Raw genomic sequence first — 20,879 nt, 5'->3', positions numbered from 1 at the left:
GTCGTCCAGCCGCGGGATCCCACATGGGCCTCTTGCCCGATCCGTCGCGGTTGTAGGATCACGGCCATGACGAGCGACCTGCCCTCCCCGTCCCCTGCCTACGGGATCGTCCCCGGCCCCGCGCCCGCGGACCCGTCGTCGGAGTTCGGGGTGATCGCCCACGGCGTGCAGCGCCGCTTCGGCTCGGTCACCGCGGTGGCCGGCATCGACCTGCGTGCCCGGCGCGGCGCGGTCACCGCGCTCATCGGACCGAACGGCTCAGGCAAGACGACGCTCATGCTCATGCTCGCCGGGCTCCTGGCCCCCGACGCCGGCAGGATCCTCGTCGGCGGCCACGACCCGGTGACCCAGAACTATTCGGCCCGATCCCAGGTGGGGTGGATGCCCGACGTCTTCGGCACGTGGGACTCCCTCACCGCCCGGGAGGTGCTCGTCACGACCGGGGCGACGTACCGGATGAGCCCGGAGCACTCACGCCAGCGCGCCGCCGAGCTCCTGGCGACCGTGCACCTGACCGACCTCGCCGACGCCCCCGCGCACGTGCTCTCCCGCGGGCAGAAGCAGCGCCTGGGACTGGCCCGGGCCCTCGTGCACGACCCGGCCGTGCTCATCCTCGACGAGCCCGCCAACGGGCTGGACCCTCGTTCCCGGATCGAGCTGCGTACCCTGGTCCGCTCCCTCGCCGCCCGCGGCACGACCGTGCTCGTCTCCAGCCACATCCTCACCGAGCTCGACGAGATGGCCGACGACGCGGTCTTCATCTCCCGCGGGCGGACCGTCGCCCAGGAGTCCGTGGTCGAGGCGCGCGTGCACCACCGCACGTGGCGAATCAAGGCGCTGACCCCGGAGCCGCTGCTCGGCTGGCTCCGGTCGGTCAACCTGCCCTGCGCCGAGCACGCCGACGGCGGGCTGCTCATCCAGATCGGCGGCGAGGAAGCAGCGGCCCGGCTGCTGCGCGACGCGATCGTGGCCGGCGTCCCGGTCGTGTCCATGTCCCCCTCCGGCGGAGCGCTGGAACAGACCTATCTCTCCCTCGACGAGGACCGACGATGAGCCACCCCTATCCCGCCGCCCCGGCGACGAAGCCCACCCCCGTCGGCCACCCGGCCCAGCGTCCGCGCGGGGACTGGTCGCTGTCCTGGCACGGGGTGCGTACGGTCGCCCGGCTCGAGCTGACCCAGCGGCTGCGCTCGACCCGGTGGAAGGTCGCCCTCGGTGTGTGGTTCCTCGTCGTCGGGGCGATCTGCCTGCTCATCAGCACGACGGTCACCACCAACAGCACCCGCAGCATCGAGACCGGTCCGCTCATGTTCGGGCTCAACGTCATGTTCATCCTGTCGATGGGGTTGCTGGTCACCCCTACCTTGAGCTCGGCGGCCATCAACGGCGACCGGATCGCCGGGACCCTCGCGATCCTTCAGGTCACGCTGCTCACCTCGGCGGAGATCGCGATCGGCAAGGTGCTCGCCGGGTGGGTGGCCTCGCTGGCCTTCCTGGTCATCAGCGTGCCGTTCATCCTCTGGTCCTTCCTCGCCGGCGGGGTCCCGGTCACCGCTGTGCTGAGCACCCTGGTGCTCGTCACCCTCATGCTGGGGGTGGTCTCGGCCATCTCGTTGGGCTTCTCGGCGCTGGTCTCCAAGCCGACCGGCTCCACCGTGCTGTCCTACCTCACGGTCGCGGCCCTGGCCTTCGGCACCCTGATCGTCTTCCTGCTCACTCTCATCCCGATGACCAGCACCCAGCAGTCGAGCGTTCTCCAGGCGAGCGAGTGGGACGCCACGACGGGCGAGGTGACGGCCTGCGAGGTGCAGTTCACGCAGGAGCGCGTGATGCACACCGAGCGCACGTGGTGGCTGCTCGCGATGAACCCCTACGTGGTCGTGGCCGACGCCGCGCCGGGCCACGAGACCTTCGACGTCATGCGCCTCGATCCCCTGAGCGGCATCCGCGAAGGCGTGCGGGTGGCCCGCAACGGGGCCTCGGAGCCCTCGTCCAGCTGCCCGGCAGAGATCTCCGGGGTCGAGGAACAGGTGCCCTCGACGGCGCCGGTGTGGCCGCTCGGCCTCGCGATCAACCTGCTGCTGGGGGCCGGGGCGATCGCGCTGACCGTGCGGCGGCTGCGGATCCCGCAGGGGAAGCTGACGCGCGGGACCCGCGTCGCCTGAGTCTCGGTCGGCTGACCGTCAGGACTGGAGGGCGTCGTACTCCGCCTCGGCGGCGACGTCGTCGGCCACGTCCAGGCGCAGGTGGCCCAGGATGAGCTGGAGGACGCGCAGCGTGCTCGCGGCACGCTCACCCCAGATGGACAGGTAGGAGAACTGCCACCACCACAGCGCCTCGATCTCGTTGCCCGCCTCGAAGTGCGCCAGGCCCTGGGTGAGCGCTGAGGCGATGGTGGCGAGGTCGGCGGAGATGGACGAGCCGCCGAGCTCGGCGCCCAGCACGGGGTCGATGACCTCGACGTACTCGTCGATCCCTTCGAGGACCTGGGCCAGGCCCAGACGCAGGGGGTCGAGGTCGGTCTCTTCACCGGCGTCGGGCTCGAAGCGTGCCGACGGGACGACGTCGACCATCGCGCCCAGGCGCGCACCTGCTCCGAGGATGTCTGAGGTGGCCAGCAGCAGCAGCGGGATCGCCGCCTCGGGCGCCGCGCCGGAGGCGACCTCGGCGCAGGTCTGCAGGAACCGCTTGGCCTGCGGCACGACTGCGGCGGAAACCGACTGCAGGTCGGATGCCGTTGTCACGTCAACCACCGACGACCCTCCGTCCCTCGAACGCCCGCCCGAGGGTGACCTCGTCGGCGTACTCCAAGTCTCCCCCGACAGGCAGGCCGGACGCGAGGCGAGTGACCCGCAGCCCCATGGGGCCGAGCAGCCGGGCGAGGTACGTCGCGGTGGCCTCCCCCTCGACGTTGGGGTCCATCGCGAGGATGACCTCCTGGACCGCGCCGTCGGCGAGGCGGGTGAGCAGCTCTTTGATCCGCAGGTCGTCGGGTCCGACGTTGTCGATCGGGTTGATGGCTCCGCCGAGCACGTGGTACTTGCCCCGGAACTCCCGGGTCCGCTCGATCGCCACGACGTCCTTGGCTTCTTCCACGACGCAGATCACGGCGAGGGAGCGGCGGGGGTCCTGGCAGATGCGGCACTGCTCGGCCTCTGCGACGTTGCCGCAGATCTCGCAGAACCGCACGCGGAGCTTGACCTCGGTCAACGCGTCGGCGAGCCGGCGGGCGTCGTCGGCGTCTGCCGCGAGGAGGTGGAACGCGATCCGCTGCGCGCTCTTGGGCCCGATGCCGGGAAGCCGGCCGAGCTCGTCGATCAGGTCTTGGACTGCGCCTTCATACACAGCCCAAGCCTACGTCGAGCCGGGGCCCGCTCAGACCTCGGAGTCGAGGATCTCCTCGATGACCACGCCACCCAGGATCTGGGCGACCAGCGGGGCGCCGACCTGCCCCGAGGACGCGAGGTCCTCGTCGTCAGGCTGGGGGTCGTCGACGATCTTCGCCCGAGCCTCTTCCTGGGCGCGGCTCGCGGCCACGCGGCGCTCGGCGGCCTGACGCGGGCTCTCGGTGGGGGCCGTGCCTCCGGCCGGGCGGCTCCGCGCGAACTCCGGCGCAGGTTCGTGGTCGAAGTCGCCGGGTGGCTCCTCCCCGAACTCCACCGTGGCAACAGCCACGGGAGCGTCCGCTGGGCTGGCGGCGCGGTCCTCGCTGGACTCGGTGCCGGGCTCAGCGGCCGGACGGGGTGCCGCTGCCGGGGATGCCGGCGCCGACGGACGTGAGGGCACGGCGGCCGCAGCCGGTGGAGGCGTCGCGGGGGTCGCCGGCGTCGCGGGGACGTCCCAGGACGCGGCCGCAGCAGCCGGGTCGATGCCCGCGACGGTCCCGACCGGGACCGAGCGGGCTGCGGGGCTCTGCGCTCCGGGGTCTGTCGCGGCAGGTCGGGCCGGGGCCCGGCCGGGCTCCTCGATCCCGCCCTCGACGCGCACGTCGAAGCCGAGCGTCTCGCGGATGGCGCGCTGGACGAGCTCAGCGCCCGGCCCGTTGCGGAAGGCCGTGGCCAACCCCGCCGAGGCGAAGGTGAGCCGCAGCGTGGAGTCGGTGAGCTCGGCGACCTGGGCGTTCTGGGCCACGAGGGCCCACGTCGCCTTGCGCAGGCGGCTCAGGGTGTCGAGCACCTCGGGCCACCGGCGGCGCAGCATGTCCGTGGTCGACGCCGCGGAGGACCCAGCACTGGTCCCATCGCTGGTCGCGGGAGCCTCCGCGGCGACCGGCGCGGGGATGGTCTGGACGGGCGCCGCTGCGGCGGGCGCCGGATGGGCCGGAGCCGGGTCGTGGGAGACGGGCGGCGCAGCCTGATGGTTGGTGGGCGCGGGAGGGCTCGCTGCGGGGGTCGCTGCGGGCGCCGGGGGCCTCGACGTCGCGCCGGTGTCCGTGGTGTCCCACGGGGGCGGTTCGATACCGGCCGGAGCTGCGGGAACCGAGGTGGTCGCAGCCGCGGTGGTCACAGCCGGTGCGGGCGCAGCAGGTGCGGGTGCAGGAGCGGCGGCAGGCTCGGCCGGCGCGGGCGCAGCAGCCGGGGCAGCGGGCGCGGAGACGCTCGAGACCGTCGCGGCGGGTGCCGGCGGCGTCGCGGTCACGGCAGGGGCCACAGGCGCGCTGGCGACCGTGCCGGACGCGCTCGGGTGCAGCAGCGCCCCGCTCGCCAGGCCGCGCTCGAGGCGGTCAAGACGTGCGCCGATCCCGGCCGTGGTGTCGTCCACAGCGGGCAGCAGCAGCCGGGCGCACAGCAGCTCCAGGTGCAGCCTTGGCGAGGTAGCACCGCTCATCTCGGTGAGTGCGGCGTTGACCACGTCAGCCGAGCGGGACAGCTCGCTCGCCCCGAGGTTGGTCGCCTGGGTGCGCATCCGGGCCAGCTGGTCGGCTGGCACCGAGCGGAGCACCGCCTGCGCGGAGTCCCCCGAGACGGCGAGCACGATGAGGTCGCGCAGACGCTCCAGGAGGTCTTCGACGAAGCGGCGCGGTTCGTGCCCGGTCGCGATGACATGGTCGACCACGCGGAACATCGACGCGCCGTCACGGGCGGCCAGCGCGTCCACGACGTCGTCGAGCAGGGTGACGTGGGTGAAGCCGAGCAGCGCCACGGCGCGCTCGTAGTCCAGGGTGGCGCCCTCGGCACCGGCCATGAGCTGGTCGAGCACGGAGAGGGAGTCACGCACCGAGCCGCCGCCGGCACGCACGACCAGAGGCAGCACGCCCGCCCCGACCTCGATGTTCTCGCTCGCGGCGAGGGAGGCCAGGTAGGACTGCAGCGTCTCGGGGGCGACGAGGCGGAAGGGGTAGTGGTGGGTCCGCGAGCGGATGGTCCCGATGACCTTCTCCGGCTCCGTCGTGGCGAAGATGAACTTCAGGTACTCCGGCGGTTCTTCGACGATCTTGAGCAGGGCGTTGAAGCCCTGCGCGGTGACCATGTGAGCCTCGTCGAGGATGAAGATCTTGAAGCGGTCGCGCGACGGGCTGAAGGTCGCACGCTCGCGGAGCTCGCGGGCGTCGTCGACACCACCGTGGCTCGCCGCGTCGATCTCGACGACGTCGAGGCTCCCGGGTCCGCCGCGGGCCAGCTCCACGCACGACTCGCACTCCCCGCACGGGGTGTCCGACGGCGTCTCGGGGGTGTTGCGGGCGCAGTTGAGGATCCGCGCGAGGATGCGCGCGGACGTCGTCTTGCCGCAGCCTCGCGGCCCGGAGAACAGATAGGCGTGGTTGACGCGGTTGGAGCGCAGAGCCTGCATGAGAGGCTCCGTCACGTGCTCCTGACCGATCACCTCGGCGAAGTTCTCGGGACGGTAGCGGCGGTACAGGGCTGTGCTCACACCGCAACCTTAGACGGTGCGTCTGACATCCCCGGCCCGGCCTCGGCGCCGCGGGGCCCCGCGGCGCCCGTCACCGGTGCAGAGCCTTCTTCGCCAGCCCGTTGCCGATGAACTGCGCCGTCTGCACGAGCAGGATGATGATGATCACCGTCACCAGCGTGACCTGCTCGTCGAACTTCTGGTACCCGAAGCGGATGGCGAAGTCACCGAGCCCACCACCGCCGATCGCACCAGCCATCGCCGACATGTCCACGACACCGACGAAGAGGAAGGTGAAGCCGAGGATCAGCGGTGCGAGCGCCTCGGGGACGATGACCGACCAGATGATCCGCAGCCGCGAGGCACCCATCGCCCGGGCGGCCTCGACCACACCAGGATCGAGGGCCACGAGGTTCTGCTCGACGATCCGCGAGAAGGCGAAGGCAGCCATGACCGTCATCGGGAAGATCACTGCTGCAGTGCCGATGGTCGCCCCCGTGAGCTGCAGGGTGACCGGGCGGACAGCGGTGATGAAGATGATGAAGGGGATCGGCCGGATGATGTTGACGAGCACGTTGAGCACGTTGAACACCACGACGTTGGGGAACAGGTTCCCCTTGCGGGTGACATAGAGGCCCAGCCCGATGAGCAGGCCGAAGAACCCGCCCACCAGCAGCGTGATCGAGACCATCTGGAGCGTCTCGCCGAAGGACTGGACGAGCTTGGGCCACAGTGCGGTCCAGTCGGTGCTCATAGCTTCTCCGTTCCGGGTGCGTAGGCGTCCGGGTCAGCCAGGGGATGGGCAGCCGTCCCGAGGTCGACCACCCGGGTGTAGCCCCTCAAGGTCGCGACGCAGCGGTCGACGTCCGCCGTGTCACCGATCAGCTCCCAGGTCAGGGATCCGAAGGGACGCTCGGTCACCTCGCTGATCCCGCCGAAGATGATGCTGCCCTGGACGGAGTTGGCGTTGAGCACGTCGGTGATGCGCCCGCCGGAGGTCCCGTCCTCATGGACGGAGACGGTGATGAGGCGGTTGGGGTGGCGCCGACGCAGCCGGACGAGGGCGTCCTGGCTCGGGCGGTCCTTGATCGTCGCCTCGACGAACCGGCGGGTGGCCGGGTGACGGGGGTTGGCGAAGACGGAGTAGACGTCGCCGAGCTCGACGACCTTGCCCTGCTCCATGACCGCGACCCGGTCGCAGATCGTCTTCACGACGTCCATCTCGTGGGTGATGACCACGACGGTGATGCCGAGCTCGGCGTTGACCTTCTTGAGCAGGGCGAGGACGTCTTGCGTCGTCTCGGGGTCCAGGGCGCTGGTCGCCTCGTCGGCGAGCAGGATGCTGGGGTTGGTGGCGAGGGCGCGGGCGATGCCCACGCGCTGCTTCTGCCCGCCGGAGAGCTGGGCCGGGCGCTGCTTGGCCTTGTCCGCGATCCCGACGAAGTCGAGCAGCTCGGCGACCCGGGCCTTGCGCTTGGCCTTGGGCCAGCGGGCCACCTCGAGCGGGTAGGCGATGTTCCCGGCGATGGTGCGGGAGTTGAGCAGGTTGAACTGCTGGAAGATCATGCCGATCCCGGCGCGGACCTCGCGCAGCGCACCCTCGGACAGCCCGGTGATCGGGCGTCCGTCGACCTCCACGGTGCCGGCGCTGGTCAGCTCGAGGGCGTTGATCAGCCGAACGAGGGTGGACTTGCCGGCTCCGGAGTAGCCGATCACCCCGAAGATCTCTCCCCGGGCGATGTCCAGGGTGACGCCGTCGACCGCGTTGAACGGTCCCGTGTCCCCCACAAATGTCTTGGTGACGTCGCTGAACCGCACCATCGCGGACGTGGTGCCGCTCATCCTTGCTCCGTTCCCTGACAACCGTATGACCCCCACATCTTGCCAGTCCCCTTCCTCACCTGCCCCATCCCCAGGTCACCCCACCTGCTCCAGGCGCTGCACGCCCGACCAAGGACGTGGCGCTCGGGGCGGCACGTCCTGGTCGGGCTCAACGGAGGAGCGGGCGGGGTGAGCGGGAGCCGCCGACCGGCGGCTGACGGGTCAGGAGAGCGAGGACTGGATGCCGGAGAGGATCTCCGCGAGCTCAGCGGGGGTCTTGTGGACGAGAACCGCGGTGTTGAGCGAGGCGTCCTGGAGCGCTGCCTCGACCTCAGCCGACTGGGAGATCTCCACGAGCTTGGCGAAGGTCTCGTTGTCCTTGTCCTCGGCGCGGGAGACCCAGATGTTGATGTATGGCTGGGCACCGTCAGACTCGGCGGAGTCCGCGGCCAGAGCATCGTTCGGGTCGAGGCCCGAGTCCTTGACGAAGTCGTTGTTCACGACGGCGCCGTCGACGCTGTCAAGGTTGAGCACCGTCTGGGTCGCGTCGATCGGGGTGACCTTGACGCGTGAGGTGTCCAGGACGTCCAGCTCGGACGAGGTGGCCGAGCCGCCGTCCTTGAGCTCGATGAGGCCGACGTCACGCAGCACCAGGAGCGCGCGGGCGAGGTTGGACGGGTCGTTGGGGACGACGATCTCGGCGCCCTCGGGGATCGCCTCGAGCGAGTCGTACTTGGTGGAGTACAGGCTCAGCGGGTAGATGGCCGTCGACCCGATCGGGGTGAGGTCTTCGCCCGCGTTCACGTTGTAGTCCGCGAGGTACTGCAGGTGCTGGAACTGGTTGAGGTCGAGCTCACCTGAGGTCAGCGCCGGGTTGGGCAGCGGGTAGTCGCTCAGGTCGATGATGTCGACGTAGATGCCTGCCGCCTCGGCCTGCTCCTCGAAGACGGACCACTGGTCGTCCGCTGCTGCGCCCACGACGCCGATCTTGATGGGGTCGTCCTTCTCGCCGGAAGCCGCTTCGGAGTCCGAGCCCGAGCAGGCTGACAGGGAGAAGCTGAGTGCCGTGACGAGCGCGAGGGCGCCGAAGGCCTTGGCGGCGCGGGTGGTGCGGATCATGAGGGGGTTCCTTCCGGTGTGCGCTCGGTCGGCGCAGTGTGGGCTCGGCGCAGGGCCGACGTTGAGGTCTGGAGAATCGGTGCACGTGCGGGCCGTCGGCCACGGACGCGGGAGCCGCGGCTGGGACGCCGACGGCGAGAGAGGGTGCCGCTGGCGCGGCGATCACCGGGAGGAGATCCCGATCCGGGTGTGTCGCAGGTCAGCGACAGCACCCGCCGGGCATGAGGCCCGCACGGCAGCACATCATCGGGCGGCGCGAGGCGCTGGCCCGGATGACGGTGGCGTGGGTGGTCGTGATCATGGGATCTATGATGCGCGCCGCCTCGCGCAGATCTCAACCTGAGAGCCGGAAAATCTCACGCCTCGGTACATTAGGCGCTCGCATGGCAAGACGACCGGGGCGAACCCTCTGAAATCCCCTCCCCGGGAGCACAAAAGGACCCCCCGCACACCCATCAGAGCTCACCTGCCCTTGCTGCCTTCCGGCCCTGGGGGAGTTCAGTGAGATGACGCCGTACGAGGGGTCTGCCCACAGCCTAACGCAAGCGGGCCGTCCAGTGCGAAACCCGCCGAGGCGCAGCCACCCGCCCCACGTCCGCCCTCGTCACAGCCTCACGACGACGGCCCGAGGCACCCGATTCGGTCCACAGCCGTCTGTCCGGTATTCTCATCGGGCTGGCTTCAACCAGTGCGTGCTGGAGGATTCGCCTAGTGGCCTATGGCGCCGTCTTGGAAAGGCGGTTGGGTTAACGCCCTCGGGGGTTCGAATCCCCCATCCTCCGCAGCATCGAAGGGTCCGTGACGTTCATCGTCACGGGCCCTTCGTCGTTTCCTCGCCCGGCACGCGCGGCACCCCGGTGCTTCAATGAACAGGTGGACGCCACGTTCAACGCGCCTCTCCCGCCGCGACCGAGCTCAGCCCAGACCGGCCTGCTCATCGCGTCATCGCTGGTGTCGGAGACCTTCGTCCCCTCCCTCGCCCCGCGCAGCTCCCTCGACCAAGGCATCATCACCGGCCTGTCCGTCGGCTCCCACTACCTCGTCGCGGTCGCGGCCCAGGACCTGCTGTCCGACGTCGCTCACCAGCTCATCGACTCCACCTTCCTGCGCGGAGCGGGCTGGCTCGACGACGCCCAGCGGGTCCGGTTCCTGGAAGGAGTGGTGGACCTGTGCGCGGTGCCGATCGGCTGCGCCGTCGGCCTGCTGTTCGACCACCACCCCGACGAGCCGCCGCTGCGGGCCGTGGCCCGCTTCGGCGGGTACCGTTTCGCACTGTCCGGCGCGGCCGGCGCCACCCTCCTGGGGGGACGCGCCGTCCTCACCTCCGTCGACCAGAGGGTCGGCGCCCATGGAGCCCTCGCGCGGTTCCCGCTGTCCATCCCGCTGGGCGGCGCGGTCGCCTACAGCCTGGAGCGTCGCCGCTCCGAGCGTGCCCTCCCCGCCTCCCCCGAGCTGCGCGCCCTGTCGTCGACGTCGCGCCTCACCTCCGGCGCGATCGCGGCGGCCATCATCGCCTCGCTGACCGGCGTGGCCGCCGCAGACACCGCCCTCACCCACCATCTCGGCGACGCGCTGGACCACCGCCTGCCCGGCTCGCAACGCCTGTGGCGGATGGCTGCGCGCACCGCGAGCCTGGCTGGGCTGGGGGCCGTGATGGTCACGGTGTGGGACAGGGCCATGCAACGCATCGAGGCCGCGACCCAGACCGAGGAGGTGCTGCTGCCCGGCGTCGACCCCGCTGACTTCACCCGCCCCACCGTCAGCGGCAGCACGGGGAGCCTCGTGCCGTGGGAGACCCTCGGCCGAGAAGGCCGGCGCCACGTCCTGTCCCAGTTGCCGACCACCCCGCGGGACATCGTCACCGAGGATCTGCAGATCCCCGACTTCTCCATCGAGACCGTCGTCGGCCAGCCGGCGGTCGCCGAGCCGGTCCAGGTCTACGTCGGTCTCGACAGCGCTCCGACCGCCCGGGACCGGGTCAACCTGGCCCTGGCGGAGATGGCCCGGCTCGGAGCCTTCGACCGGTCGCTGCTGGTGCTCATCTCCCCCACCGGGACCGGGTACGTCAACTACGTCGCCCTCGCGGCCCTGCAGTACCTCACCCGCGGCGACGTGGCGACCGTGACGATGCAGTACTCCAAGCGCCCCTCGCCGCTGTCCCTGGCCAAGGTGCCCGCAGCCCGCGAGCAGAACCGCCTGCTGTGGATGGAGATCCTCATCCGGCTGCGCGCCATCCCCGAGTCCCGGCGCCCGCGGGTGGTCCTCTTCGGCGAGAGCCTGGGGGCTCACACGAGCCAGGACGTCTTCCTCAACTGGGGGACGATCGGCCCGTCCGCGCTGGGCATCGACCGCGCGCTGTGGATCGGGACGCCGTACACGAGCGGCTGGATGCACGAGGTCACCTCGAGCGGGCGCCTGGACGTGGACCCGGAGTCGGTCACCGTGGTCAACGACTTCGGTGAGCTGGAGGACCTCGGCCCCGAGCGCCGGGCCATGCTGCGCTACGTCATGGTCAGCCACGACAACGACGGCGTCACCAAGCTCGGGCTGGACCTCGCGGTCAGGCGACCGCGCTGGCTCGACGCCGAGGCGCGCGCCGGGAGGCCGGCCCCGCCGCCGAGCGACCCGCGGATCCCGGTGAGCCCGCGCGGCACGCCGCCGTGGATGAGCTGGCGACCGGTCACGACGTTCTTCCAGACCCTGATCGACATGAAGAACGCCCAGCAGCCGGGCTACTACCGCGCCTGGGCCCACGACTACCGCGCCGACCTCCCGCGGTTCATCAGCGAGGTGTTCGACCTTCCCGCCTCACTCGAGCTCATGGACCGTCTCGACGCCGCGCTGCCTGCCCGGGAGAAGCTCCGCGAGACGCTCATCGCCGATGCTCACCGTCGCCGCGAGGCCGCTCAGCACGTGTGACCGGCACCAGACACGCTGGTCCGGTGAGGATGCCCGTCAAAACGGGCATCCGACTACAGTGGTCCCATGATCTTCAAGCGCGTCGGTGACGGGCGCCCGTACCCCGACCACGGGCTCGTCACCGCAAAGGACTGGTCCACGGTGCCCCCGCGCCAGGTCCGTCTCGTCGACCTGGTCACCACCAAGCGCACCCTCAACCTCGACAACCTGCTCGCCGAGGACTCCACCTTCTACGGCGATCTCTTCGCTCATGTCGTCCAGTACGAAGGTGTCATGTACCTCGAGGACGGCCTGCACCGGGCGGTCCGCGCCGCACTGGCGCAACGCGCCCTGCTGCACGCGCGTGTGCTCGTGCTCGACGCCGCAGAACAAGGGTAAATTTCTCGGATGAGCACCCCGGACCAGGCCAAGCGTGAGCGCGCTGCGCGCCGTCGTCACAAGCAGGAGCGCCAGGCCGTCATCTTCGGCGTGCTCATCGCCTTCCTGGCCGTCAGCGGGCTCGCCGCCGCGGCGGTCTACACCGGGGCGATCGACCCGCCCTTCGAGCGGGGCTTCACCGCCAAGGAGTCCGAGGACGACAAGCTGACACCGCAGCCGTGCCTCGCGGCGGACACCCTGCCGGTGCCGTACTCCTCCGTGACCGTCCGTGTCCTCAACGCGACGAGCCGTCCCGGACTGGCGTCCTCCGCCGCCGACGAGCTCATCTCCCGCGGCTTCGTGGTCGAGACGACCGGCAACGCGAGCAAGGCGTACTCCGGCGTCCAGATCTCCTTCGGCGCGGCCGGGCTCGCCTCTGCGTACACCCTCGCCGCGCACCTTCCCGAGGCGCGCCTCTACTACGACGACCGCGAGGACGCGAGCCTCGACCTGTACCTGGGCGACAGCTACGCGGGCTTCGCCGACCTCGAGGCCGTCCTCCTCGACCCGGCCGTGGCCATGGCCTCGGTCGAGGGCTGCGTGCTCATCGAGACCATCACCCCCGAGCCCCAGCCGACCACGGCCGCCCCCGAGGCGCCCGCTGACGAGGCCCCCGCGGAAGAGGTACCAGCAGAAGAGGCGCCGGCAGAAGACGTTCCGGCGGGCTGACCCACCGGTACCCCTCTGCCAGCGCCCCACGGCGGTGGTCAGCAGCGTCAGACCGTCTCGAGCTCCGTGCCGTCCGGGACCGACGCCGGGGAGGCAGCCTCCTGGCTGGTCCCGCGCCAGCGGGCGATGGCCCGCATGAGGTGGTAGACGACCAGAGCGGTGGCCGTGCCGAGGGCGATGCCCTCGAAGGTCAGGTCACCGATCACCCAGGTGAAGTTCGCGATGCCGACGACGAGCGAGATGGCCGCCGTGGTGAGGTTGACCGGGTCGGAGAAGTTGACCTTGTTCTGCACCCAGATACGGGCGCCGAGCATGCCGATCATGCCGTAGAGGAGTGTCGCGGCGCCGCCGAGCACACCGACCGGCACGGTGGCGATGAGCGCACCGAACTTCGGGGACATGCTCAGGACCAGCGCACCGAAGGCAGCCACCCAGTAGGCGGCCGTGGAGTACACCCGCGTCGCGGCCATGACACCGATGTTCTCGGCGTACGTCGTGGTTCCCGAGCCACCGCCGACGCCGGCGAAGGTCGTGGCGATACCGTCAGCCAGCAGCGCGCGTCCGGCGAGGTCGTCGAGGTTCTGGCCGGTCATCGCGGCCACGGACTTCACGTGCCCGACGTTCTCGGCGATGAGCACGAGGACCACCGGGATGAACAGGCCCAGGACCGAGACGTGGAAGGTCGGGGTGACGAACTCCGGGAAGCCGACCCAGGACGCGGCCTTGAAGTCGGTGAAGTCGATCTCGTCGCGGAGCATCGCGGTGACGTAGCCGACGACCACGCCGAGCAGGATCGCCAGACGCCCGATGATCCCGCGGAAGAAGACCGTGATGAGGATGATCGCCGTGAGGGTGACGGTCGCGGTGACCGGCGCCTTCTGGAAGTTGTCCCAGGCGGCGGGCGCGAGGTTGAAGCCGATGAGGGCGACGATCGTGCCGGTGACGATCGGCGGCATGATCGCGTTGATCCACTTCGCCCCCGCGAAGTGGACGATGACACCGACGAGGGCGAGGGTCAGGCCGGCCACGAAGATGCCGCCGACCGCGGCGGACTGCCCCCCGGACGCCGTCGCCGCGCCGATCGGGGCGATGAAGGCGAAGCTGGACCCCAGGTAGCTGGGGAGCCGGTTGCCCGTGATGACCAGGAACAGGATCGTCCCGATCGCGGAGAAGAAGAGAGTGGTGGCCGGGGAGAACCCGGTCAGCAGCGGCACCAGGAAGGTCGCGCCGAACATCGCGACGATGTGCTGCAGCCCGATCCCGATCGTCAGCGGCCATGCGAGCCGCTCTCCCGGCGCGACGACGCTGGTCGCGCCGATCGTCTTGCCGTCGCCATGAACTGTCCAACCAAGGTTCACCGTGCTGCTCCTGATCTGTGGGACGTGCTGTCGGCGCGCTGCTGCGGGCCAGGAAGCAGGATACTGCCGCCTTCCTCCCCTGATTCCCGGGATGTCACTACGATGTCCACAACCTGGTCGTCACTGTTCGAGGAGCCTGCCGTGCCTGATCGTCCCGACCACTCCCCCGCCCCCTCGCCGGGCGACGCTCCCGGGGACGACCAGACCTGGCGTCCTCATCTGTCCAAGATGGTCAACGACCCCGCAGCCGCCCCAGACCCGAGCCTCACACCCCTCGGCCAGGAGCAGGGGCACGGGTACGCGCCGGCCTCGGGCTACGAGGCCCAGCCCGGGTACCCCGGGCAGCCTGGCTACCCGCCGCCCGGGGGCTACCCCGGCTACGGCCCACCGCCCACCAACGCGATGTCGGTCGCCGCTCTGGTCGCCGGGATCGTCGGCTGGACCGTCCTGCCTCTCGTCGCCTCGATCGTGGCGGTGGTGCTCGGGCACATCGCCCGCGGGCAGATCCGCCGGACCGGTGAGCAGGGTGGCGGGCTGGCACTGGCCGGTCTGATCCTCGGGTACACCGGGGCGGTCGTGATGAGCGTCGTCGCGGTCGCGGCGGTCCTGCTCTTCGCGGCCGCCCTTGGCGCAGCCGTGACGGGCTAGCCGCCCGCCGCCATCACCGAGGCCAGCAGGTAGCTGCGGGTGTTGCCGTCGTCGATGCGCGAGTCCGGCAGCGCCCGTGCAGCCACGAGGGCGTCGGCCGCGTCCTGCGGGCCCGCGAGGGCGGAGTACATGAGCAGGTAGTCGCCGAACATCACGTCGTAGCCGGTCCCTGAGCCGGCACCCACGACGGGCGTGAGGTTCGTGCGGATCCGGTCCGGGTCCTGAGCCAGGTATCCGCTCACCGGGCTCATCGGCAGCACGAGGATGCCGAGCATCGCCGACGGTTCCGGGCTGAACCATGTGGCGTAGTCACGCTTGGCGCCCCAGTTGAGGCTGGCGATCGTGTGGTCGAAGCCCTCGAGCGCCGGGTCGTCGAGATCGATGTCGGTCCAGTAGGCACGGGCCGAGTCCGCCTCCGCGGACAGCAGCCAGGTCGCCAGGCCCGCGAGCCCGTCGTTGCCGCTCGCCTGCGCCCACAGACCCAAGCCGTTCCAGGCTGTCACGGCCTCCGAGCTGGACTCTTGGTTGTTGCCGTCGGCGAAGGGTGAGAATCCCGAGGCCCACGAGTGGCCCGCGTAGGCGTCGAAGACGCGCAGCGCCGGGAAGTCCGCGGTCGTCGTGGGAGCGGCGATGTCCGCGGCGAGCAGGTCCATGACCTCGCGCACCTGGTCCACCAGCGCCGGGTCGTCCGCGCCCAGCACCCCGGCGGCGTAGAGGAAGTAGCCGTAGTGGAAGTGGTGGTCGTTGAACTCCTCCGAGCCGAAGGACGGCGTGAGCCCGACGACGCCGCGCACGGCGTCGTCGTAGACGAAGCACCGCGCCTCGCGCTGGGTGCAGCCGTCCGCCTGGCTCCACTCGACCAGACGCTCGGTGAGCTGGGTGCGCAGCGGCGCGGCGACGTCGTCCAGGCCGAGCTGGGTGGCAAGGACCAGCAGGTTGGTGTCGCGGTAGAGCGCCTTGCCGCCGAAGTACGTGTCCGACGGCGCCGCGGGGATCGCGGCGATGTCAGCCCGGACCTGCTCGGCGAGCTCGGCGCGCTGGGCCTCGTCCAGGCCGGACAGGTCCAGCTCACCGGCCGGACGCAGGGTCGGCGCGGTCCAGGCTGCGGCCGTGCCGCGGCACAGGTCCACGGTGCCGTACACGGTGGCGTAGGTCCCCAGCGAGCAGTCAGCCGTCTGGGTGCCGGCCGGCGCGGACTGCTGGTGCGCCATCCGGACGAAGGCCGTCTCCCCGCCGCCGGCGGTCGTGTAGGTGATCGCCGTGGAGACGGTGTCGTCGGCGACGGCGTGGGCGAGAGTGGTCCCCGTGACCGGGTCGAGGGCGAGCTCGGTCAGGGTCTCCAGCGTCTCCTGCGCGTCGTCTCCGGGCGCCGTCTGCGGTGCGGCGACGACCGCTGCACTCTGCCCGGCCTTCAGCTCGAGGCGGTCGCCGTCCAGCGTCCCGTCGGTCGCCAGGGCGAAGATCTTCCCGTCCACCGTGGCCGTCGGCACCGTGCCCGAGAAGGCCACCGACACGGTCACGTCCTGGTCGGCGGCCGCGGTGTAGGACACCCAGGGCACCCCCTGGACGAGGGTGAGGGTGCCCAGGGCTGACCCTGCGTCGTCGCGCAGGGTGAGGGTGACGCTCGCCGTGTCGTAGGCGCTCACCTCGAAGGTGCTCGCGCCGACGTCCAGGGCGACGTCCTGGCTCGCGGCTCCGATGATCGCGTCGGCGCTGGTGACGGGCGTGGGCAGCCCGACGGCGACCCCGTCCGCGGTCACGGTCACCGCGAGCGGCATCGGGAACACCGGTTGCGCCGTGTCACCGAAGACCAAGCCCGAGAACCAGCGGTTGGTCGGCGGGAGCAGGCCGTCGGCCAGGCGCATGGTGGGCGCGGCGCCCACCTGGCGGTGCGGGACGGCTGCGACGGCGGCGGACGAGTCGATGACGGCAGCGGGCTGGGCGTCGACGAGGGGTGAGGTGACGTCCGGGGTGTCGCGGGAACCGCACGCGGCGGCGGTCAGGGCAAGGACCCCGGCGACGACGGCCGCCGTCCGGCGTCGCGCCGTCCGGGCGGGTGCGCTACCGGTCCGGGCGGCCATCAGCTCGTGACCTTGCGCAGGAAGGCCGTGGCGGTGGCCTCGACGCCGGCCATGATCCCGTCGTCGCGCAGCTCGACGCTGGCAAGGACCGGGACACCGGGGGCGATGAGGCCGTTCTGGCCCCCGCGCTGGAGGTCGGTGCTCGCGATGGTGATGACCGACTCCGCGCGGTCGGCCGAGGTGTGCACCGCCACGCTCTCGACCGTGCCGGAGACCTCCTCCTGGTTGGGCAGCACGATCGAGACCGCCGCTCCCGTCTCGATCCGCTCGTAGTCCCCGGCGTCCAGGGAGTACTCCGCGCTGACGTAGAGAGAGTCCGCCCGGTCGAGCGTGACCAGGACGGTGCCGGCTTGGACGAAGGCGCCCTCCTGGGCGGGCAGGGCGGTGACGATCCCGTCGGCGGGCGCGACGAAGGTCATCGTCCCGTCGGGGGTGACGTCGAAGGGTGCGGCGTCCGCCCTGATCAGGCCGATCGCGATGTCGTGGGCGAGGGCCTGGCTCTGCACCGTGACGATGGTGTCCCCCTCCGCGACGTCGTCGCCCACCTCCACCGAGGAGGTCATGACGGTCCCGGCGTAGTCGGTGCCGATGTCCAGGTGCAGGGCCTGGATCGAGGCGCTGGCGCTCGTCACCTGGGTGATGCGCCGGTTGAGGACGATGGTGAACGCCGCGGTCACGGCGAGCACGAGCAGCAGCCCGAGTGCGAGGCGAAGACGGTTGGGCCAGGTCATGCTGCACCTCCGGTGGAGCTGGGAGCGGCGGCCGGCTGCAGCCGGCGCGCGCGGGGCTCGATGGTCTGGTCCGCGCTGGGCGCGCGGCGGGCGGCTGCGGACAGGTCGTGGCTCTCCTTGAGGGCGGTGATGCAGAAGGCCCCCAGGATCACCGTGTTGGTCGCGTTCCAGGCCAGGGCGAGGCTGAGCGACCCATTCCCCCAGTCCTTCCAGGCACCGACGGCGGTGGTCAGTGCGAGGAAGGCGAAGAAGAGCACCTGCGGGATGATGAAGTTGAAGGGTGAGCTCGCCTTCCCGGCCTGGCCGGTCACGTGCCAGCGCTGCTCCTTGCGGGTGATCGCGTTCCACAGCGCCCGGGTGTAGATCGGGAAGGAGACGCTCGCGAGCATGAGCACCTCCCAGCGGAAGGACCCCAGGGTGAAGAAGGCGATCGCGATCTGGAGCACGTAGAAGCCCGCGTAGTAGAGCAGCCAGGTCCCCGTCGAGATGGACAGGTTCATCGGGATGAGGTCGAAGTAGATCTCCAGCGGGGGCACCATGAGCAGCAGCAGCGGGCAGATGCCGGCGAGGTAGTGGGTGGCCGTCACCGCGTACTGCAGGCGCTGGTCCATGGTCAACTGACGGCGCGGGCTGAGGGGGTTGTGGGTGAGCATGATCTCGAACCCGCCGGTCGCCCAGCGCAGCTGCTGCTTGGTGTAGGCCTCGATGGTCTCGGGGGTGTCTCCCACAGCGAGGGTCTTGGGGATGTACACCGAGCGCCAGCCGCGCTCGTGGAGCATGAGCGAGGTCCACACGTCCTCGGACTTGGAGTCGGTGTACATGCCGCCGATGTCGTCGATCGCGGTTCGCCGGAAGATGACGTTGGTCCCGACGCAGAACGCAGCGTTGAAGCGGTTGCGTCCGGGCTGGATGAAGCGGTAGAAGACCGCCTGCATGTACCCCGCCCCCCGGGAGATGAGGGTGTTGAGGTTGCCGTAGGTCTGAGGTGTCTGGACGAAGGCGACGTGGTCGTCGACGAAGAACGGCAGCGTCTCGACGAAGAAGTTGGGCCGGGGGACGAAGTCCGCGTCGAAGATCGCGAAGTAGTCGCCCTTGGCCAGAGACAGGGCGTGGTTGATGTTGCCCGCCTTGGCCCCGTTGCTCGACAACCGGCGCACGTAGCGCGCTCCGAGCTCGCCGGCGAGCTCACGGACGTCGTCGGACCGTCCGTCGTCGAGGACCCAGACGCGATGCCGGCCCCGGATGGCGAGGGCGGCCGTCACAGTGCGACGGATGGTCTCGATCGGCTCGCCGTAGGTCGTGATGAAGACGTCGACGACCACGGGCTTGTCGTGGAGGTAGAGCGTCCAGTCCTGGGGCGAGCCCTCGGTCGCCTCCCGGATGATCTCCGAGACGTCGTGCAGGCGGTCCTGGGCGTGGTAGAAGGCGAAGTTCCGCGGGTTGTACCCGCTGGACAGGATGGTCCACATCGCCAGCAGCGCTTGCAGGACGAGGACCGACTCGGCCGCGATGACCATCGAGTACGGCAGCATGTCGCCCATGTTGCTCGGGTTGAGCAGGAAGAACGTGTAGGCCACGATGCCGAGGGTGGCCAGCAGCACGATCATCATGAGCGAGGGCGACTGACCGACGTTGACCCCGGCTGACGCGTCGCGCAGCTGCGGCGAGAGGTCGGCCGGTGAGGTGGGGGCCTGGACGCCGGGATGGCGGGGACCGCGGTCCGCGGGGTCGCTGCGGCGGGGCGTGATGACAAGACGTTCGAACTCGGAGACGGCCATGAGGGTGACCCCTGACTGGTGAGTGCTCGTGATGAGCAGGTCAGCTGGTGGGGACGACGGCTGCGCTGGCGGCGTCTGACGGCGTGCGGTGCGACATGAGGAGCGACGCGGGACGAGACGTGGGGTGGGACGTGGATGGAACGTGGTCGGCGAGGCGGTGAGCGGGTCGACGGGGCTGGAAGATGCCAGCATGCACCGCGCTCTTCGGTCGCACACCGGCCGGCCAGTGTGAGTCAGATCACATTGCTCGTCAGAGAGAAATCGTCATACTCGCGCGGAGTTCGCCGATAGGGGGTTGACTTCTGCCCACTTCGTGATACCGCTCTCTGAGGCGCTGACCAGCCACGCCGTTTCGTCACTGCGTACGGCGACAGGCCCCAGGATGCGCGCCAGGGCGCGATGGTCGCGCTCCCATCGCCGCGTCGGCATCCGGATCCTGGACGCCAGGCGTGTCCACCTGGTGGACGCCGAGCCTGGGGCACGCAGACGACCAGGGCGCCGACAGCGGTCGACGCCCTGGTGAGGGGGTTGTGGGAGGTCCGGTCGGGCTAGAGCCCCGGGACGACCTCGCGGGCCACCAGGTCGAGGTGGTCGAGGTCGGCCAGGTCGAGCATCTGCAGGTACACGCGCTCGGCCCCCGCGGCGGAGAGCTCGCCGAGACGGTCCACAGCCTCGCTCACGGTCCCGGCGACACCGTGCTCGCGCAGCTCGTCCGGCTCCCGGCCGATCGCAGCCGCGCGCTTGACGAACTCTGCCTCGTCGCGACCCACGCACAGCACCAGCGCCGTGGAGTACGTGAGGTCGTCGCCGTCACGGCCGATCTCCTCGCACGCAGCCCGCACGCGCGCGAACATCGGCGCGATGTCCGCGATCTCGGGGAAGGCTGCGTTGAACTCGGTCGCGAAGCGGGCAGCCAGGGCGGGCGTCCGCTTGGGACCGTTGCCGCCGACGATGACCGGGACGGGCGACTGGACCGGCTTGGGCAGGGCCGGGGAGTTCTCGAGGGTGTAGTGCTTGCCGGCGAAGGAGTAGTGCTCACCGACCGGGGTGCCCCACAGACCGGTGATGATCTCCAGCTGTTCCTCGAGCAGACCGAAACGCTTGGCCGGGAAGGGCACGCCGTAGGCGCTGTGCTCCTCGGCGTACCAGCCGGCGCCGAGTCCGAGCTCGACGCGACCGCCGCTCATCTGGTCGACCTGGGCCACCTGGATGGCCAGCAGCCCGGGGTGGCGGAAGGTCGCCGAGGTGACGAGCGTGCCGAGCTTGATGCGCGAGGTCTCACGGGCGAGCCCGGCGAGCGTCAGCCAGGCGTCGGTCGGCCCCGGGAGGCCGTCGCCACCCATCGCCAGGAAGTGGTCGGAGCGGAAGAACGCGTCGAAACCGAGGTCCTCGGTGGCCTTTGCCACGGTGAGGATGTCGTCGTAGGTCGCGCCTTGCTGTGGTTCGGTGAAGATTCTCAGGTCCATGTCACCAGCCTAGACAAGGCCT

Annotated in this window: 17 protein-coding genes, 1 tRNA gene and 1 other RNA gene; 7 read left to right on the top strand and 12 right to left on the bottom strand. The window is 70.6% G+C overall.

The features are described from left to right. Window positions 1-66: 66 nt before the first annotated feature. Both SS2_RS03465 and SS2_RS03460 read left to right on the top strand, forming a co-directional pair. The gene (locus tag SS2_RS03465; RefSeq protein WP_083941662.1) at window positions 67-1,053 is read left to right on the top strand and encodes an ABC transporter ATP-binding protein; all 987 of its coding nucleotides are present in this window, start codon (window positions 67-69) and stop codon (window positions 1,051-1,053) included. Beyond that, window positions 1,050-2,165: an ABC transporter permease gene (locus SS2_RS03460; protein ID WP_245643328.1), complete on the top strand. Its 1,116-nt coding sequence runs from the start codon at window positions 1,050-1,052 to the stop codon at window positions 2,163-2,165. Before SS2_RS03465 ends, SS2_RS03460 begins: the two co-directional genes overlap by 4 nt. 18 nt (window positions 2,166-2,183) lie before the next feature. Here the strand turns inward: SS2_RS03460 and SS2_RS03455 are convergent, their stop codons facing one another. The 7 genes from SS2_RS03455 to ffs all read right to left on the bottom strand — a co-directional run bounded on the left by SS2_RS03455 (window position 2,184) and on the right by ffs (window position 9,319). Beyond that, window positions 2,184-2,744: a DUF5063 domain-containing protein gene (locus tag SS2_RS03455; protein ID WP_439646287.1), complete on the bottom strand. Its 561-nt coding sequence runs from the start codon at window positions 2,742-2,744 to the stop codon at window positions 2,184-2,186. 1 nt (window position 2,745) lies between these two features. After that, window positions 2,746-3,345 carry a recombination mediator RecR gene (recR, locus tag SS2_RS03450; protein WP_066461094.1) on the bottom strand — a complete coding sequence of 200 codons (600 nt, stop codon included), beginning with the start codon at window positions 3,343-3,345 and terminating at the stop codon, window positions 2,746-2,748. A 30-nt stretch (window positions 3,346-3,375) separates the two neighbouring features. Then, window positions 3,376-5,871: a DNA polymerase III subunit gamma and tau gene (locus SS2_RS03445; RefSeq protein WP_066461091.1), complete on the bottom strand. Its 2,496-nt coding sequence runs from the start codon at window positions 5,869-5,871 to the stop codon at window positions 3,376-3,378. Between the two features lie 70 nt (window positions 5,872-5,941). After that, the gene (locus tag SS2_RS03440; protein ID WP_066461090.1) at window positions 5,942-6,604 is read right to left on the bottom strand and encodes a methionine ABC transporter permease; all 663 of its coding nucleotides are present in this window, start codon (window positions 6,602-6,604) and stop codon (window positions 5,942-5,944) included. Beyond that, window positions 6,601-7,692, bottom strand: coding sequence for a methionine ABC transporter ATP-binding protein (locus SS2_RS03435; protein WP_066461089.1), 1,092 nt, complete (start codon window positions 7,690-7,692; stop codon window positions 6,601-6,603). The genes SS2_RS03440 and SS2_RS03435 overlap by 4 nt, the downstream gene beginning before the upstream one ends. Window positions 7,693-7,893: 201 nt before the next feature. Next, complete coding sequence (locus SS2_RS03430) at window positions 7,894-8,790, bottom strand: MetQ/NlpA family ABC transporter substrate-binding protein (protein ID WP_066461088.1); 897 nt, start codon at window positions 8,788-8,790, stop codon at window positions 7,894-7,896. A gap of 432 nt (window positions 8,791-9,222) precedes the next feature. Further along, an RNA gene (gene ffs / locus SS2_RS03425) (signal recognition particle sRNA small type) lies at window positions 9,223-9,319 on the bottom strand. A 168-nt stretch (window positions 9,320-9,487) separates the two neighbouring features. Here ffs and SS2_RS03420 point away from each other — a divergent pair. The 4 genes from SS2_RS03420 (at window position 9,488) to SS2_RS03405 (ending at window position 12,795) form a co-directional block, all read left to right on the top strand. Further along, window positions 9,488-9,572 (top strand) — tRNA-Ser (locus tag SS2_RS03420). A 91-nt stretch (window positions 9,573-9,663) separates the two neighbouring features. Next, on the top strand, window positions 9,664-11,709 hold the full coding sequence (locus SS2_RS03415; RefSeq protein WP_066461087.1) for an alpha/beta-hydrolase family protein: 2,046 nt from the start codon (window positions 9,664-9,666) through the stop codon (window positions 11,707-11,709). A 66-nt stretch (window positions 11,710-11,775) separates the two neighbouring features. Beyond that, window positions 11,776-12,087: a type II toxin-antitoxin system VapB family antitoxin gene (locus SS2_RS03410; protein WP_066461086.1), complete on the top strand. Its 312-nt coding sequence runs from the start codon at window positions 11,776-11,778 to the stop codon at window positions 12,085-12,087. Window positions 12,088-12,096: 9 nt separating this feature from the next. After that, complete coding sequence (locus tag SS2_RS03405) at window positions 12,097-12,795, top strand: LytR C-terminal domain-containing protein (protein ID WP_083941660.1); 699 nt, start codon at window positions 12,097-12,099, stop codon at window positions 12,793-12,795. A 47-nt stretch (window positions 12,796-12,842) separates the two neighbouring features. Here SS2_RS03405 and SS2_RS03400 read toward each other — a convergent pair whose 3' ends face one another. Then, the gene (locus SS2_RS03400; protein ID WP_066461084.1) at window positions 12,843-14,153 is read right to left on the bottom strand and encodes a uracil-xanthine permease family protein; all 1,311 of its coding nucleotides are present in this window, start codon (window positions 14,151-14,153) and stop codon (window positions 12,843-12,845) included. A gap of 141 nt (window positions 14,154-14,294) precedes the next feature. On the opposite strand from SS2_RS03400, the gene SS2_RS18100 reads away from it, so the two are divergent. Then, a complete protein-coding gene (locus SS2_RS18100) occupies window positions 14,295-14,801 on the top strand; it encodes a DUF4190 domain-containing protein (protein ID WP_217995563.1) in 507 nt (168 codons plus the stop codon). Here the strand turns inward: SS2_RS18100 and SS2_RS03390 are convergent. From SS2_RS03390 to SS2_RS03375, 4 genes are all read right to left on the bottom strand, one after another. After that, a complete protein-coding gene (locus SS2_RS03390; protein WP_066461080.1) occupies window positions 14,798-16,882 on the bottom strand; it encodes a glycosyl hydrolase in 2,085 nt (694 codons plus the stop codon). The two genes, SS2_RS18100 and SS2_RS03390, sit on opposite strands and share 4 nt — an antisense overlap. After that, window positions 16,882-17,613 carry an efflux RND transporter periplasmic adaptor subunit gene (locus SS2_RS03385; protein ID WP_066461075.1) on the bottom strand — a complete coding sequence of 244 codons (732 nt, stop codon included), beginning with the start codon at window positions 17,611-17,613 and terminating at the stop codon, window positions 16,882-16,884. The genes SS2_RS03390 and SS2_RS03385 overlap by 1 nt, the downstream gene beginning before the upstream one ends. Continuing rightward, on the bottom strand, window positions 17,610-19,391 hold the full coding sequence (locus SS2_RS03380) for a glycosyltransferase family 2 protein (RefSeq protein WP_083941658.1): 1,782 nt from the start codon (window positions 19,389-19,391) through the stop codon (window positions 17,610-17,612). The genes SS2_RS03385 and SS2_RS03380 overlap by 4 nt, the downstream gene beginning before the upstream one ends. 548 nt (window positions 19,392-19,939) lie before the next feature. Continuing rightward, window positions 19,940-20,857 (bottom strand): LLM class F420-dependent oxidoreductase, encoded by a 918-nt coding sequence (locus SS2_RS03375; RefSeq protein WP_066461073.1) that lies wholly within the window; start codon window positions 20,855-20,857, stop codon window positions 19,940-19,942. Window positions 20,858-20,879: the final 22 nt, after the last annotated feature.

The sequence above is a fragment of the Sanguibacter suarezii NBRC 16159 genome, from assembly GCF_001552735.1.
Taxonomy (GTDB): Bacteria; Actinomycetota; Actinomycetes; order Actinomycetales; family Cellulomonadaceae; genus Sanguibacter; species Sanguibacter suarezii.
The sequence above is the reverse complement of the archived record's forward strand: the minus strand, read 5'-3'. Positions and strand labels throughout refer to the sequence as shown.